General features: G+C 42.9%; 14 protein-coding genes. 1 reads left to right on the plus strand and 13 read right to left on the minus strand.

Annotation, left to right across the window (positions count from 1 at the left end; genetic code table 11):
• Window positions 1-14: 14 nt before the first annotated feature.
• From LZF95_RS04660 to LZF95_RS04720, 13 genes are all read right to left on the minus strand, one after another.
• Window positions 15-554, minus strand: coding sequence for a hypothetical protein (locus LZF95_RS04660; RefSeq protein ID WP_233753829.1), 540 nt, complete (start codon window positions 552-554; stop codon window positions 15-17).
• Between the two features lie 224 nt (window positions 555-778).
• Window positions 779-1,267 carry a hypothetical protein gene (locus LZF95_RS04665; protein WP_233753830.1) on the minus strand — a complete coding sequence of 163 codons (489 nt, stop codon included), beginning with the start codon at window positions 1,265-1,267 and terminating at the stop codon, window positions 779-781.
• 93 nt (window positions 1,268-1,360) lie between these two features.
• Window positions 1,361-1,738 (minus strand): hypothetical protein, encoded by a 378-nt coding sequence (locus tag LZF95_RS04670; RefSeq protein WP_233753831.1) that lies wholly within the window; start codon window positions 1,736-1,738, stop codon window positions 1,361-1,363.
• A 192-nt stretch (window positions 1,739-1,930) separates the two neighbouring features.
• The gene (locus LZF95_RS04675; RefSeq protein ID WP_233753832.1) at window positions 1,931-3,565 is read right to left on the minus strand and encodes a PepSY domain-containing protein; all 1,635 of its coding nucleotides are present in this window, start codon (window positions 3,563-3,565) and stop codon (window positions 1,931-1,933) included.
• Window positions 3,566-3,574: 9 nt separating this feature from the next.
• Window positions 3,575-3,871: a hypothetical protein gene (locus LZF95_RS04680; protein WP_233753833.1), complete on the minus strand. Its 297-nt coding sequence runs from the start codon at window positions 3,869-3,871 to the stop codon at window positions 3,575-3,577.
• 2 nt (window positions 3,872-3,873) lie between these two features.
• Window positions 3,874-4,200 carry a hypothetical protein gene (locus LZF95_RS04685; RefSeq protein WP_233753834.1) on the minus strand — a complete coding sequence of 109 codons (327 nt, stop codon included), beginning with the start codon at window positions 4,198-4,200 and terminating at the stop codon, window positions 3,874-3,876.
• 230 nt (window positions 4,201-4,430) lie between these two features.
• Entirely contained in the window at window positions 4,431-5,123 is a 693-nt protein-coding gene (locus LZF95_RS04690; protein WP_233753835.1) for a DUF4198 domain-containing protein, read from the minus strand.
• A 47-nt stretch (window positions 5,124-5,170) separates the two neighbouring features.
• A complete protein-coding gene (locus LZF95_RS04695; protein WP_233753836.1) occupies window positions 5,171-5,386 on the minus strand; it encodes a hypothetical protein in 216 nt (71 codons plus the stop codon).
• 138 nt (window positions 5,387-5,524) lie between these two features.
• Window positions 5,525-5,854, minus strand: a complete 330-nt coding sequence (locus LZF95_RS04700) for a DUF6686 family protein (protein ID WP_233753837.1) — start codon at window positions 5,852-5,854, stop codon at window positions 5,525-5,527.
• Between the two features lie 104 nt (window positions 5,855-5,958).
• Window positions 5,959-7,194, minus strand: coding sequence for a DUF4374 domain-containing protein (locus LZF95_RS04705; RefSeq protein WP_233753838.1), 1,236 nt, complete (start codon window positions 7,192-7,194; stop codon window positions 5,959-5,961).
• Window positions 7,195-7,221: 27 nt separating this feature from the next.
• Window positions 7,222-9,594 carry a TonB-dependent receptor gene (locus LZF95_RS04710; protein ID WP_233753839.1) on the minus strand — a complete coding sequence of 791 codons (2,373 nt, stop codon included), beginning with the start codon at window positions 9,592-9,594 and terminating at the stop codon, window positions 7,222-7,224.
• Window positions 9,595-9,963: 369 nt separating this feature from the next.
• Complete coding sequence (locus LZF95_RS04715; RefSeq protein WP_233753840.1) at window positions 9,964-11,130, minus strand: PepSY domain-containing protein; 1,167 nt, start codon at window positions 11,128-11,130, stop codon at window positions 9,964-9,966.
• Window positions 11,130-13,508, minus strand: coding sequence for a TonB-dependent receptor (locus tag LZF95_RS04720; protein ID WP_233753841.1), 2,379 nt, complete (start codon window positions 13,506-13,508; stop codon window positions 11,130-11,132). Before LZF95_RS04720 ends, LZF95_RS04715 begins: the two co-directional genes overlap by 1 nt.
• Window positions 13,509-13,869: 361 nt before the next feature.
• Here LZF95_RS04720 and LZF95_RS04725 point away from each other — a divergent pair, with 361 nt between their 5' ends.
• Window positions 13,870-15,237, plus strand: coding sequence for a metallophosphoesterase family protein (locus tag LZF95_RS04725; protein WP_233753842.1), 1,368 nt, complete (start codon window positions 13,870-13,872; stop codon window positions 15,235-15,237).
• Window positions 15,238-15,298 lie beyond the last annotated feature (61 nt).

Consider the following 15,298-nt stretch of genomic DNA (forward strand, 5'->3'; position numbering starts at 1 on the left):
CTGGACTGTGTTTTCTATGCCCTGCTTCCCTTGAACTGATCTTCCTTGTAAGCAAACAGGACGTTGAAGGTCGTGAGAGAACCATAAATCCGGGTAATGTACTGCTGGAGATGAACCCTATCTTCATCGTCAAGTTTCGGATGATTATTGATGTTCTGTTCCAGTACCCGGAGCTTTTCCCGTACCATCACTATCTTATGGAAGAAGGTGGCCATAGGGATCTCTTTGGATTGAAGGTTTTCATCGTTTGGCTCAAATACCACTTTTCCGCCAATCCACTTGCCCCCAAGAGGCACGATAGGAGCCCGCTCGGTCGTCTGTATCAATGCTTCCCGAATCGCTTTTTCCACATCTTTCATAGTCAGCATAGGGAAGTCAGGTGCTTTTGCCTCCTCCACTGTAAACCCCTCATAATCTCTGGCAAGGGTCTTTACTTGCTCAGAAGCATAAAAATAGATTTTGTAATACGTGTCATCCAAGGAAAGTATCATCCCAGTACCGAACTTTGGGTGTACTAATTTACTTCCTGGAGCTAGTTCACTTGCTGATGTCATAGTTTTAAAAAAGATTTTGACACCCAAAATAAGGAAAATTCATAAATCGGGATAAACTGGATCAAAAAGTATAAAAAAAGAGGCTGTCTCATAATTCATAATTGTCACATTGAGCACTTGAGAGACGACAGTCTCGAAATCCAAATGGGCTTAATTAGCGCATTAAAGGCTTCGACTTCGCTTAGCCTGACAAGAAAACCTACTTATGAGGCAGCCTCTTACTCTTATTTCTTCAGTTCATTTATCTTTTTTGACCAAGCTTGGGCTATGTCCCACTCGTTGATGAGATAGTCGCTTTTCTCCTCGTCATATACTTCAATTGTGAACGGAGGATCGTGATCATCGTACGGATCCATCACCAAACTGACTTTATTGATGATCTGCCGCTTCTCCTTGCCATTTTTGACCTGTCGGAAATTTCTGATTGGCCGACAAAGCCTCACCTTAGTGAGGTCTATTTTTTGAAATAGATGCACATTTTCATTTGAGTTCAAGAATAGCAATTGATTTCCCTCCTGGTCCAAACCTATACAATACGCTTCCCGCCAGGTTTGGAAATCGCTTGTTTTAAGGTGATTAATCTGTGCTTCGGATTTGAGTTTTTCCTTTAGCAGCTGTCCTTTGCCTTTTTGCTTGAAATGGACAAGAACCAATGGAATACATACCATGCCGGTCAGTACCACCGACAGTAATATCAATGTTAGTTCACTCATTGTTTTTATGAATAGATAAAATGGAAAATAATTCCTTCCTGCCTCTATGAAGCTTGAAGGATGTAGCAATATCAGATTGAATTGCAGTCCGCTTTACCAGAAATAATGAAATGGAAATATGATCTTGAAAGCAGCAAAAGCTCCCAAAAACGGGGAATTAGAAAAATTTGGATTAACATCCTCTTCCTTACCGAAACTATGCCGGAACCTATGATCAGACGAAAAAACAAGTGGCCAATGACCAGTGTCAAAAAGCAAGTTTTTAGTAGTCTCCGCACTGTTCAGTCTAGTCCAATCGGGATTGACTCCCTGAAGAAAATCTGAAAAATCAGCCTCCCCCTTGGTGATACTGTATTGGCTACGATCATTCAAATCGTAGGCAAACACGCTAGCCCCCACCCCTGTAGCCGGCAAAACCACCCACAGCAGGAGATAATACGACAAGTAAAACAGGGAGTTAAGCTTTTTCATTTTTTAATCAGGCAAATAGCCGCATTAAATATGCAGGCACAAAAATAAATGAAATGTAATTCCATATGGTTCAATTTGGTAAAAAAATAATTGTAATAAGTTTTCAAGTTTTCCCCTTTTTCGAGTTATCCAGGACGCACTACAAATGGCAGTTGACAGAGTCCAAATCACGCTCCGCCAACTGCAAAAAAATCAACTCATTGTCACGGTCTGGGGTTTTGGTTTGACGGCAGCTTTATGCTGTACAACCTCTCCCTTTTTTATTTTGATTTTCAATGCGATTAAAATCGTAGTCACCGAAGTCACCAGCCAAAAAAGATCAATCAGAAAGATATCCGAATAGCCATGTCCCAAAGATACCCAAAGCCAATTCCCTGTTACCAATCCATTGGCGATAGGTATCAACAGACCGATTGCCCCCCCTGTAAGCAAGCTGTATTTATTTGTAAGGGAATTGTTTTTCAGGAAGGTAAAAAGCATCGTAAATACAAGCCAAGACCAAAAATAGGTTTGGAATATGAAGCCCATACGATCCGCATCAGGAGCTTGTAAGCCCACCTTTACCATCAGAAAAGTAAGTGCGGTCACCGGATACATGCTCAAGCAACCCGCCAGATAAAACCAGACCAGCCATGCATTGAATTTTCTTTTAGCAGGTGACACATGCTTTTTATCGCGTGCCACCTGCCATATCATCACCCCGGAAATGATCACAAAGCAGGTCAAAATCCCCAATCCAAAATAAACCAGCTTTACCGCTATGCCCCCATAATCCCCAAAATGCAATCGGAGGATGACGGCTCTAGCCCCATCCAGATAGGATACTCCCTCCATAGGGCTTTTTTCCTGGACGATCTCTCCTGTCATGACATTGTATATCACCTTACCCACGCTTGCAAACTTGCTTTTGAAAGAGGATTTCCCTTCAAAAAGCACATGCATATTTTCATCCCCAAAATTGAAAACCGTGGCTCGGTTTATTTCAAACTCAGGCCATTTTTTCTTGGCTTTATCCCGAAAGTCATTGATAGAAAAATCAGAACTGAGCGGAGTACCAGCTGCCTCAAATTTGGGTGGATTGAATCCAAAATCATCATAAGCTTTCTCCTGATCCCCATTATATACATATGAAATAATCGCAGGGGACATGATAGTCAATCCTATAATAATGTAAACACCCGTGAGCGCAAACATAAACTGATAGGGCAAACCCAATATCCCCAGTGCCGTGTGGGCATCCGTCCACAGGTTTTTGATGCTGTTGTTTGGACGGAAAATGTAGAAGTTGCTGATGATCTTTTTCCAATGCACAATTACCCCGGTGATCACCGCAAACAGAAAAAAGAAGGCTACCAAACCTGCCAGCAAATAGCCGGATCGCCCAAAGAAATTCAACTGGGCAAAAAAGTGGAGTCTATACAAAAACTCCCCCAGTGAATAAGAACTTTGATAGTCATAAGTCTTAAAACTCTGGGTATTCAGGTAAACGAAATCCCCCCTTCGGCCACGCTTTCCTTCTTCCTTAGCCTCGGGAGCTACCGGCGGAGTCACCGTGGCAGAAAGGCGCTGCTCGTCATAATGCTGATTAAACGAAACAGTACTTCCTAAAAGTGGCTTATCCTTTCCCAATGTATCCATGACCCGGTCGAAATCCATCTCACCAAGCTTCCAACCTTGAGCCAATGGCTCATTACGCTCCCAACTGACAATTTCATCCCGGAAAAACGAAAAAGACCCCGCAAAGAAAATGACATATAAGGCCACGCTGATAATAATCCCCGAAATCGTATGGGTGTGGAAAAGAATATTATAAATCCTGTTGCTCATAGTCTTGTATTATAGCGAAGGTGAAGGTTGATTGAGGTACACAATGGTGGCAAAGAACAGGAACAGCAAGAGATAAATCCCCCAGATTTTCCATCCGCTTTTGGCGATGAACGCAATGATCATCAGACTTACCCACAGTAAAAACCCTCCAAAAACCAACGTAAAAAGCACCGGTACCTTATCGAAGTAAAATGAAAGAGACAGAAAGAAAGACACAGTGACTAGATATCCTCCGACAAATCCGGCGGTAATTCTGGAAAATCTATGAATGAACGTAGGCGTCAGGTATTTTTTATTCGCAGGCATAGTCAGAGAATCTCAAGGATGAAAAGCGTAATCATTCCGGCCAAAACCCAGGTTACTTTCACTTTGCCAAGAGGCGCTATCAGCACCACCAAACTTCCCGTAAACATAAGCATGCATACAAACGCGAAGACTCCAGATCCTAAGCCGAGATGAAGTACGGACAGGATCAAAGCGGTCGCTAAAAGAAAAGTTCCGCAGACCTTTGCGAGCATTTCATTCGCACCAAACCATCTGGCAATCTTTTCGGAACGGCGTAATTCGGCTTTTTTGGAAGTTTGATAGAAAAACTCAAAACCTGTTAAAGTAAGAAGTATGCTCAATGTTATCATGAAGTTGTATTATTTGGTGGGGTACTTGCCCACTGCTCGAAAGAAATCACAGGTATTATAGAATAGTATGGTATGCTTTATAAGGTGGTCAACTGATTTTGATAAGTGTCAAAAAGAGGCACCAAAGAAACCCTGCAAGGTTGGTTTCTTTGATGCGAAAAAACGGGAGTTAAAAAAGAAAAGCTCATAGTTCAAAAAGCAGTTATAAAAGTTACCCACTCAATTATCATTTAATCAATCTCTATTGCCTGGGTAGCACATCTCCAAATGGCTTTCAGTCCAGAAGGTTCATTGTCAGAAAGCTTTTCTGTATGTGTGGCCTCCACGAAGTAGGTTCCTTTTATCTCCAAAGAGGCTTTGACTTTCCCTTTTTTTCCGGTCTTCAGCTCCTGGGTTTCTGCATCCGGTCCCAGGACAGCAAGTTCACCATGAGACAATGACTTCCCTTTGTACAAAACTTGCAATTCATCAGACTTGGCTTTTCTAACCAAAGCCAGATCTGATTCAGGAGGTGAAGGAGCTTTGCCTTTTCCCACCCATATCTGGGCGTAAGCATTGAACTGGTAGGAAGTTTTGCCAGTTTCGGGATCTGCCGTATGGGAAATCTGCATTCTGTATTCCCCTGATTCCTCTGGGATGAAGCTCCCCTCAAAATATTCCTCAGTAGCAGTAGGCTCAAGCTTGGTTTTCTTTCCAGAAGGGCTGACCAACCAGAGCTCAAACTCCTTTACATCGGAGTACCATTTTTCCACCGGCTCAATGGCGTTTTCATGATAATCGGCATAGTAGATTTTATAAGGATGTACTTGGCCTATCTCACTTTTGGAAGAAGTGTGTATCCAAAGCGCATGCGCCTGTGCTCCGATGACAAGCATAAAAAGCATCATCGTTAAATAAGCTGATTTAAATTTTGTTGTATTCATGTTTTTAGTTGTTTAAACCACTGGATCCGTTGATGATCACACAGAGGTCATATTGTTTTATTGTTGATTTTGGTTGACCCGCTTCTCAGGTTGTCCTGCTTCTCCAGAAGCTGGACTTTTTTTAAATATATGTTCCGCTTTTCTGCCAGTAAAACAATAAAAGCATCATAGGATTCGGAAAACACCAGCGTCAAGGCCACTTCGGTCACCCGTCTTCGGTCTTCCGTCCAGTAAAGCAAAGAGAATAGGGTTACTGGCATCATTGCGGATAATCACATTTAAATAAATCCCCTAGCACCCTTGCCAAGGGGGAATATCATCTGCTCAGTGTTAATACTCTTTGCCAGAAGTAAGCGGCTTGCTTCTATCGACTGTCGGCAGTCAACTGTTGACAGACTCCTCTACATCTTCCGAATCATCTCTATCAGCTGCAAATGGGCATTTGCTTCAACCACATTTGCTTTCAATCTATAAAACTCCTCCTCAAGCAACGTGAACTGTACATCTGGATGATAGGTCTCGATCACTACCCGGTCAAGTCCATCGAAGAAGGGGTACTTTTCATATTCAAATTCCATCCGCTCCATGTACCTGCAAAAGGCATTAAAATTAAGCTCATCAAAGCTGATCATAGCCTGCTTGTACATGAGACCCATCCGATCACAATCGGTACATTTTGTAAAAACAAAATCCTCGTTTTGATAGATAATTTCTGTTCTGCATGCTGACATAAGCGGATCGTTTTAGTTCAAAAGAATTGGTGCCTGGGATAAGAGCGTTTGTCGGTTTAGTTTCCAAAGGCAGCTGATTTCCCAGGACTTAGTTTTTTAGACATCTATTCTGCTACTTCCAGCTTACTGATCGCTGTGATTCTACCTCCATCGACTTTCAGCCCCTGTTTTGCAGTAGCCGTGTTGGCATCAAATTCATACACCCAGCTTCCTGTATCAGTAGTAATCCCGACATAGGCAAGACCGCTTTTCTCAGAATAATTGTTTGTTGTCACCTGGACTATAGCTGATTCAGCTGGAGCTCCAGTTACCCAAGTGAAAGTCCTATTATAGACATCGGCCACAGCAAAGCGATTACCGGTGGTGTATGCACCTTTCTCCTTATTCATGGTCAGGATGAATTTGCCATTTCCTGCATAAGTCTTCGCAGTAATGTAATAGCCATCCGCAAGTTCCTCCACATTGAAATAATAAGACTGGTCAAATTCCAATTCTCCCTTTTTGATTCGGGTGAATGCGGAAGGAAGCGAAGAAACCATTGCTCCGTTGGAAGTGGCTACTGAAGCGGAAAAAGCATAGGTATCCCCCATTTCATCCACTTCCAGCCCAGAAAGAAAATATCTCCCGATAAAGCTGGTCCGGTCATCTTTGATCACCTTATTCAGCTCCATACTTGGATAATCAAACACCGCAATCCATGCACTATCAGGATAGCTGGTCCCAAAGCTGTCATTACAGCAGGCCTTCATACTGAAGTAAGGGGCAAAAAGCTTATCATCCACCTGGGTGACCCAAGTAAAAAATGCCTGCTCCCCATTGTCAGCAATGTTCTCCTGATCCCACTTACCATCCGCTACTATCTGTAGCTGGTCTGCATCCAATCTATACCAAGAGGATACCGGATCGGCGGAATTTCGTGAAATTTTCACCATGACTATATCATCATCCATTGGACCAAAAGCCTGTACAGTTTCGGATTGAAAGTCTGATAGTTTCTGTAACGCTCCTGCAGAATTCAATTCGTAAGTCGTCACGGCACCAGGATTTCCCTGTCCATACAGCATGCTGAAAAACCTATTTTTGTGGGTCACATAGTAGCGATAAGTCCCATCCTGCTCGATGCCATTTCCTACTGTGCTTACAGATCCTTCGGTCAGGCTTTCCGCTGTTAACAGGTAATCTGCCACTCCATCAGAGGCCAGTGGTGTAGAAGCGATGATATATCTACTTTCTCCAGCGGGTGTCACTGGCCCAGGTTTTGGATCATCAGAGTCACAGCTGGAAAATCCTATTGATATAGCTGCCGCAAATGCATAGAAATAGTTAAAGTTGGTTTTCATAAATAGTATGTAAGGATTGTAAAAGAATTAATAAATAAAGTATCTGATTTTGCCAGAGAAGTTTCGTCCAGGCTTCTGAAGGCTGAAGTTGTCATAGAGCTTACTGTCGAGAATATTTCTACATTCAGCGATGAGTTGAAGTCTTCCTTTTTCCCCCATGGTATAAGTCACATTCATATCATGGGAAAGCTGCTCTGGAACATCAAATTTATCGCTTCCCAAGCTTGGCCAGTAGAGATAAAAAGCATGGACGTATAAGAGGTTATAGCCTATGGATATATCCTTTCCCTTGCCAAAAACATCCTGCATCATCAGGCTGGCATCTGCATTCCCAAAGAGGTAAGGCATATTTGGCACACGGTCTCTATACACCACGCTCGGAATAGTCTGTCCTTCTTCAAACTCAGTATTGTTGCGAAGATTTTGATAGGTGATATTTGCGCCAGCCGAGAGAACACTCTTATAAGTCCAGCGTACCTCCCCCTCCACACCGATATTGGTCACGCTGTAGAGATTATCCATGACTTGCATAGCCTGGTTATTATTCAGACGAGGGCGAATGAAATCTTTGGCATCACGGTAAAAACCATTGGAGGAAAAATCAATTCGGTGATCCGCATTGAGCTGTTTCCAGATACTCAATCCCACATTATAATTGTAGCTTGTTTCTGGCTTAAGATCCAGATTACCTTGAAGGTTTACCATATCTCCGAAGAGTTCCTCCGGCTCGGGCAGTCTATAGCTTTTTTCAAAAGAAGCTTTTGCCTGAATATTCCCAGTGACAAAGTAAGAGCCTGTCAGCCCAAATCCTGGGTAGGTGAAATTTTCCCGTTCATTCCGGTAGGCCACATCACCATAATTACCCGTTGGGTTGTATGACAGTGTGAAGTAATTGGTTTGATTATAGATTTTAGTAAATGCGGAGACACTGGCCTTATCTTCCCAGTTCAGCTGATAACTCAGACCAGTAATATTTTTCTGGCTTTTTCGAGGTTCTTCATAGCGGTTATTATCGGGATTTAGCGCATCGCTCCCTATCCGGTTGAAACTATTGAACACATTGCTCACTGCTAGGGTATGGATCTCCCTGAAGCGGTAAGATGCATTTGCGGTAACGACCGCATTATTATTGCTAAACTTGTAAAGCGTGTAGGATCTTTCACCTCCTGGCACCTCATATTCCTTGTACTGCCGAAACCAGTTGTAGCGGCGATTGACTGTATCGATATTCTGCTCTGAGCCAAAATTGTAATTGGCATTCACGCTTACATCCATCCCCTGGACGAACAAGTTTTTTTTCTGGTATTTCAATGTGGGCATCAGGATAGTACCCTTTCGATGCCACTGCCCAAAAACAGTAACCAAGCGGGCGCCAGTTTGGATTTCCGAGTAATTTCTCCCAGCTGTCAGCCCCACCAAGAGCTTATCAGCATATGGTTTCCCCTGCACACCAAGTTGGGCGATCACTGTTTCGTTATGGTAGGTATCATGAAATCTGCGCACGCGCTGGTCAGGATAGTACTTGCCGGTTTCTATATCCGCCACATCCACATCTACCCAATAATTATTGTCAGAATAATTTTGAAAGGCATTCAGCTGGACTGTGAAGCCTGATTCAGCGACATAAGCTGTATTGATGACTGTACGATGCGTATTGAACGAACCGTAGGAATAGCTTACATCCACATAGTTTTTCTGTACATTTTTGGTGACGATATTTACTGCACCCCCAAGTGCATCGGCACCAAGACCAATCGGCACCACACCTTTATAGACTTCGATCCTCTCGGCCAGATTGATCGGGATATTGTTCAGCTGAAAGGAAGACCCAAAATCATCCATGGGAATCCCGTCGATGAAGAACTTGACCTGCTTACCGGAGAAGCCGTTGAGGGAAAAATTCATCCTCGACCCTACTCCTCCACTTTCGCGGACTCGTACACCGGAAACCCGATCCAGCGCATGACCTAAATCAAGATTGGTGTGATGAAGTTTACGCGCATCCACGACTTCCACATTGAAAGCTCGTTCTCTGATTTCCTTCAATTCTGATTTACCCAAAACGGTAAATTCATCCAGATCATTGACATTCTCCTTAAGTGTGATTTCGATGGTTCGCGCACCTGATCCAAGACTGATATCCTCAGTATGATCAGCAAATCCCATGAAAGAGAAGCCAAACGTAAAGGTTTTGCCGGAAGGAAGGTCAACGGAAAATTTGCCATTGGCATCAGTGACTAATCCTTTGGAAATCGGAGAGATTATGATCAGCACCCCAGGGATGGGATTGCCGCTTTGGTCGATTACAAGGCCATTGAGGCTGGTATTTTGCTGAGCCCATGCCGGGAAGGCAAAATAACCACACAAAAATACAATGGACAATATTTTGTTATATTGCATCGCTTTTTAATTGGAGAATTAGAAAGTTTAGTGTCCGAAGCCATACGGTTGCCGCCGTATGGCTTCATCTTTTTATATACTGTAAATCTTTTCTATTTTTATTTAGATTGATTTTAAATTAAAACAAATCTAAGGTATGAGCACCAGTCTGACAAAGAATTGAACAGTTTTTTTGAGGTTTTTTCACAAAAAAATAAAATGATCAGGGACGAGGATACCAATAGCCGTATTCTCCCCGATCTAAAAGTGGGAAGACTGAAGACTGGACCTAAATGCAGCGTTTCACCTATTAAACTCCATTCTAATAAATGCAGAAAGGCTGCAAAACCTTACAACCTTCCCACATTCAACTTTTAAACTTAAAGAATCTTAAACTTCCGTCAGTACCATCTTCTCTTTCACCTGGGCCACAGGTTCTTTTTTAGCTTTATTTCTTCTCCCCCACCAGATCAAAAATCCAGTTATTGGCAGTGAAGCAATAATTGCGCTAAGGAAAAAAGCCAAAATCTTACCCGGCAGTCCAGCAATGGCACCTACATGCACATCATAGTTCATGCGCATGATTTTCTGTGCTACTGTAGCCTCTTCAAACCGATTGTAAAAATGCTCCACAGGCAATTCTTCCAGCGTATTCTGGTCAAAATATTTATAGTCAGTTTTCCAATAAGTGGATGCATCCGGATTTGCATTGGCAGCTATAGCCGCTCCTTCGAACTCCGGTGGATGTACTTCTATCCACTCTGCATTCGGATATTCCGCATTCATTTTCATCCACACTGCATCCAAAGCCGGGATCTCTCCCTGATAAGATTCCGTGGAATCAGAAACCGGATCATAATATTCTACAAATTTCTCTCCACCGGAAGCCACAAAATACAAACCATCTCTAAACCAGATAAAGCCCCAAACCAATCCAGTAATAGCAAAAACCAACGCAAAGGTCAACACATAAAAGCCCATTACTTGATGCAGATCGTAATTCTTTCTTCTCCATCTCGCAGACCATTTGATCTTTAGGCTTTGTTTCAGATTCTTCTTTTTCTTGGGCCACCAAAGGATCAGACCAGATATCACCATAAACAGAAAAACCAAGGTAAAGCTCGCCACAACCGGCTGGCCGATTTCAGGGGGCAGCCATAAGTAAAAATGCCCGTCGAGAATGAATCGGAAAAAATCCGCATACTCATCCCGCAGCTCCAGAACTTCGCCTGAATAAGGATTGATATAGGCAATTTGATAATGGTCGTGGCCCTCCCCATAGCTGAAGAAAATCGCCTGTGCGGATTTTTCCTTGGTTGGATAAAGCACCGCATGCAAGTGACCTTCAGGGAATGCTTCCTGTGCGATTTCACTGATCTCACTTGGTAGCAAGACGGCTTTCTGCTGAGGCTCCACAAATAAAAACGGATAAGTCAAATCCTTGATCTCAGCCTGGAAAGCATAGATACATCCTGTCACTGCCACTATAAACACAACGAGCCCGGACGAAAGTCCGAGCCAGAGGTGCAGTTTATTTATTATCTTTTTTACATTCATCAAAATCTATAATTAAGGCTGATGGAGGCGTTTCGAAGATTCTGTGGAGTCACCGTGGACCATCCTGAGTAGTATTTCTGGTCTGTTAGATTGTTCACTTTCAACGCAAGGAAATACTTGGAACCTGTGTAGGAAAGTGATGCATTAAACACCTGATAGGCAGGCAAGGCAAAGCTTCCAATATTTTCTCTATTCATGGTCAGATATTCACTGGCTGTATTTCCACCAAACCCTAGTCCGAAGCCTTTGAGTGCTCCGGCAGAGAAGGAGTAACTCGCCCAGAAGTTGAACAAATTCTCTGGCCCCGCTTCTTCCGGCCGAAGTCCCAAGTAGCCGCTTTCAGGATAATCCTTTGTCACTTCTGCATCATTCATACTGTATCCAGCTACCAGATTGAGCCCTACCACTGGAGTAGCGATCACACTAAACTCAAATCCCTTACTTACCACTTCACCTCCTTGGATGGAGTTGTTGATATTGTTTGGGTCAGTCATCACTCGGTTGGATACGGTAATATTATAGTAGCTGGCTGTAGCCGAGATTTTGTTCTGATAAAGGTTTGTTTTCACTCCCACTTCCAGCTGGTTGGCTTTTTCCGGATCAAAAGTCACAAACCGTTGGTTAGTCCCATCTGCATCCGATACCGTGGCTGGCGCCACATTGGAGAAGCCATTCATATAGTTACCGAAGATAGAGACTTTGTCCTTCACTGGCTGATAGACAATCCCGAATTTTGGAGAGACAGCTGTTTGGGTATTTTCTTCAGAATTTGTTCCCCAGGCCTCATTTTTAAAATTATCTATTCTCACACTTGCCATTGCGGAAAGCTGTGGAAGCAATTCAATGACATCAGAGATATAAGCACTCATGATACGGGTATTACCGGTAGAGTTTCCTTCAAAAGAATCCTTCAACAAATCGTCAACACCAGCTTGGGTCAACACACCTGTATCAGCCCCATCGGAAAGTGTCACTACACCATTGGCCACCCATCCAGTACTACTGTTGAGAATATCAGCATCGTAATAATCCAATCCTATGATCATCTTGTTTCTCATGGATCCCAGGTGGAAATCACCGATAAAGTTCTGCTGTATGTCTGTCGTCAATGTCTGCCCGTTACGATCAGAAATGTACCGATAAAAAGAATCCCCATCACTTCCATCGAAGAGATAGTGGTAATATCCATCGGTTTTCGTAGAGCTTCTGGAAACTACCGTCTGGGATGTCCAACTATTGGAGAGCTTGTAAAATGTCTGAGCCTGAAGCGCATAAGAAGAATTATTGATGCTTAACTCGTTTCCTGTAAAGGATTTTTCATAATTCCGCTCGAAAAGATCGATAGAGGAGAACGTAAGTGGATTATTTCTATTTAAGAAAATCATCGGAGCATTGACCGAATTAGAATTCAGGAACTCAGTATTAATCAAAAAAGTAAGTCTTTCGCTGGCTTCAAATTTGAATGACGGAGCGATAAAAAATGAATTTCTCCCTCCCGCATCCTGGAATGTATTGTTGGATTGGTAAGCCGTATTTACCCGCATAGAGGCACTTTCATTCAACGGGACATTCACATCACCGGTGATTCTGTTCAGTCCATAGCTCCCTGTGATGAATCCCACTTCACCTTTAAAAGTGTCAGCAGGCCGCTTTGTAGTAATGTTGATCAAGCCTCCGTATGAAATCACAGCGCTGCCAAAAAGTGTTCCGGATGGGCCTTTGATTACGTCCACAGTTTCCACATTTGCCGGATCAAGACCACCATTATTGAGACTTGGCATGCCATTTACCATAGTCGGCTGCACAGAGAAGCCACGCATGGAATAATACTCTGCGCCGTCTCCACCTCGTCCGGTAGATTCCCATAGTCGGGTGATGCCCGTAGCATTTTTCAATGCATCATTCATATTTGTCACTACCTGCTCCTTTAATAATTTGGAAGAAACAGAGTTATAAACCTGGGGATTCTGAAGATCCGTAAGCGGAAGCTTGGCAATGGTAAAATTACTGTCTGAGTAGAATCTATTGGAAGACTGGTCTGTCACTATTACTTCTGACAGGTCAGTGGAGCTTTCTGATAATAAAAAGTTTACGGATAGTGCTTCTCCTGCGCTCAGTTGAATGTTTTTTTCCTGAGTTTCGATCCCTACAAAAGAAGCATAAACGGTATAAGTACCCGGTGCGATATTTTTGATTTCAAAAAATCCGTTTCTGTCAGTCGCATTGCCCTTGGTCAGGCCTTTGATACCGACATTCACAAATTCCATCGGCTGATCGTCCGACGTAGTCACGTAACCTTTGATGCTGGCAGACTGGGCGAATGCGCCGAAAACACAAAGGATAAACAGGCTGGTGAGGAGTAGAAATCTACGATTCATTTTGGTTTGTTTAGAAATATTCCACAAACCTATTACTTAGACCAATTCTAAACAAGTGTTATTTAGAATTAATCTAATGAAAACCCAAAAACTTCATCTATCTGCTAAATTTCAATCTATTAACTTGAATTATAATCCCTGAACAGGTTTCATGAAAAACACTCCTTCCGCTTTTGTAAGTATGTATTCCCTGTATTTAGTTCTTCACTACTTTTCGGAAAGAAAAATCACAAAATTATTTTTGGGCGTAAGTTCCCCCAGGTTGCTACTACAAATATGATTTAAAAATTTCTTAACACTATATTCCCGTAAATCCCCAATATTTAAATCTTCCTTTACTTTTTCTAAACTCTCCAATCCGATGAACTACCTGTTTAACTCTTCTGCCGTCTTTTTTTTCATCCTGGGTTTCACACTTAATCTCAGCGCCCAAGATTTCAGTCCCTCCAAATACCCAGACCGTATTGTCCTTACCTGGTCGGATGATCCTATGACCACACAATCCGTGACCTGGAGAACCGCAGCAGAAGTAAAGGATTCCAAAGCCCAGTTTATTTTGGCTCCTAATACACCAATCTATCTGGACAGTGCGGAGACTTTTGAGGCGAAGACTGAATATCTGGAAGTGGATAGTGTAAAGGCAAATTATCACTCGGTGACTTTCCGGAAATTAAAACCTGCCACTACCTATGCATACCGGGTAGGGAATGAAGGCACATGGTCTGAATGGTTTCAATTCACCACTGCGCCTGAAAAAGGAACTCCCTTCTCATTTATCTATTTCGGTGATGCTCAGAACAACCTTAAATCACAGTGGTCCAGAATCATCCGTCAGGCCTATTCCAATCTGCCCAAGGCCGGATTTATGCTCCATGCCGGTGATTTGATCAACCGTACCCATTCCGATCAGGAGTGGGGGGAATGGACTCATGCGGGAGGTTTTATCAATGCCATGATCCCTAGTATAAGTACTCCCGGAAATCATGAGTACAACCGCAATGAGGATGGTGCTTTGGTGCTGGACTATCATTGGCAAAAGCAATTCACCCTTCCGGAAAATGGTCCCAAAGGCTTTGAAGAAACGGTTTATTTCACCGATTATTCAGATTTGAGGCTTATTTCCCTCAATTCCCAGGAGATTGTATTGGATGAAAAATCAATGGAAACCCAACGGATTTGGTTGGAAAAAGTGCTTTCCACGAATACTCAGAAATGGACTGTCATTACTTTTCATCACCCTATCTACTCTTCCGGCACTGGAAGGGACAACAAGGAATTCCGAGAAGCATTTAAGCCTCTTTTTGACAGATACCAGGTAGATTTGGTACTGCAAGGCCACGACCATTCCTATGGAAGGGGCAGAAACCTTCCTTCCGGAGTGGCAAATCAGGATCCAGCCGCACAAGGCCCGGTGTATGTGGTCTCTGTAAGCGGACCGAAAATGTACAACCTTACATTTGACAAATGGATGGATCGAGCAGCATCCAACACTCAGTTATATCAGTTGATATCTGTAGATGGGAACCAACTCAGCTATGGTGCCTATACTGCTACAGGAGAATTATATGATGCATTTGACCTGATCAAATCTGAAGGAAAACCCAAAGAATTCATCGATAGGTCTGATAAAGCAATCCAGGAAGCCATAGAGCTAACTCCCGGATCCGAGAAGAAAATGACACCCGAGGAAATGGCTGAATACATGAGAACCTATAAAAAAAGGAATTGAAGAAAACCATAATCCATATTCATTCGCCGTTGAGCTAAAAAAGTAATGGAATACTTCTGCT

This window comes from Algoriphagus sp. AGSA1 (genome assembly GCF_021390545.1).
Classification (GTDB): domain Bacteria; phylum Bacteroidota; class Bacteroidia; order Cytophagales; family Cyclobacteriaceae; genus Algoriphagus.

Excerpts from the sequence above, each read along its gene's own strand:
- LZF95_RS04675 (WP_233753832.1), bottom strand. The coding sequence starts at position 3,565 with ATGAGCAACAGGATTTATAATATTCTTTTCCACACCCATACGATTTCG.
- LZF95_RS04725 (WP_233753842.1), top strand. The coding sequence starts at position 13,870 with ATGAACTACCTGTTTAACTCTTCTGCCGTCTTTTTTTTCATCCTGGGT.
- LZF95_RS04715 (WP_233753840.1), bottom strand. The coding sequence starts at position 11,130 with ATGAATGTAAAAAAGATAATAAATAAACTGCACCTCTGGCTCGGACTT.
- LZF95_RS04685 (WP_233753834.1), bottom strand. The coding sequence starts at position 4,200 with ATGATAACATTGAGCATACTTCTTACTTTAACAGGTTTTGAGTTTTTC.
- LZF95_RS04660 (WP_233753829.1), bottom strand. The coding sequence starts at position 554 with ATGACATCAGCAAGTGAACTAGCTCCAGGAAGTAAATTAGTACACCCA.
- LZF95_RS04670 (WP_233753831.1), bottom strand. The coding sequence starts at position 1,738 with ATGAAAAAGCTTAACTCCCTGTTTTACTTGTCGTATTATCTCCTGCTG.
- LZF95_RS04705 (WP_233753838.1), bottom strand. The coding sequence starts at position 7,194 with ATGAAAACCAACTTTAACTATTTCTATGCATTTGCGGCAGCTATATCA.
- LZF95_RS04690 (WP_233753835.1), bottom strand. The coding sequence starts at position 5,123 with ATGAATACAACAAAATTTAAATCAGCTTATTTAACGATGATGCTTTTT.
- LZF95_RS04710 (WP_233753839.1), bottom strand. The coding sequence starts at position 9,594 with ATGCAATATAACAAAATATTGTCCATTGTATTTTTGTGTGGTTATTTT.
- LZF95_RS04720 (WP_233753841.1), bottom strand. The coding sequence starts at position 13,508 with ATGAATCGTAGATTTCTACTCCTCACCAGCCTGTTTATCCTTTGTGTT.
- LZF95_RS04665 (WP_233753830.1), bottom strand. The coding sequence starts at position 1,267 with ATGAGTGAACTAACATTGATATTACTGTCGGTGGTACTGACCGGCATG.
- LZF95_RS04695 (WP_233753836.1), bottom strand. The coding sequence starts at position 5,386 with ATGATGCCAGTAACCCTATTCTCTTTGCTTTACTGGACGGAAGACCGA.
- LZF95_RS04700 (WP_233753837.1), bottom strand. The coding sequence starts at position 5,854 with ATGTCAGCATGCAGAACAGAAATTATCTATCAAAACGAGGATTTTGTT.
- LZF95_RS04680 (WP_233753833.1), bottom strand. The coding sequence starts at position 3,871 with ATGCCTGCGAATAAAAAATACCTGACGCCTACGTTCATTCATAGATTT.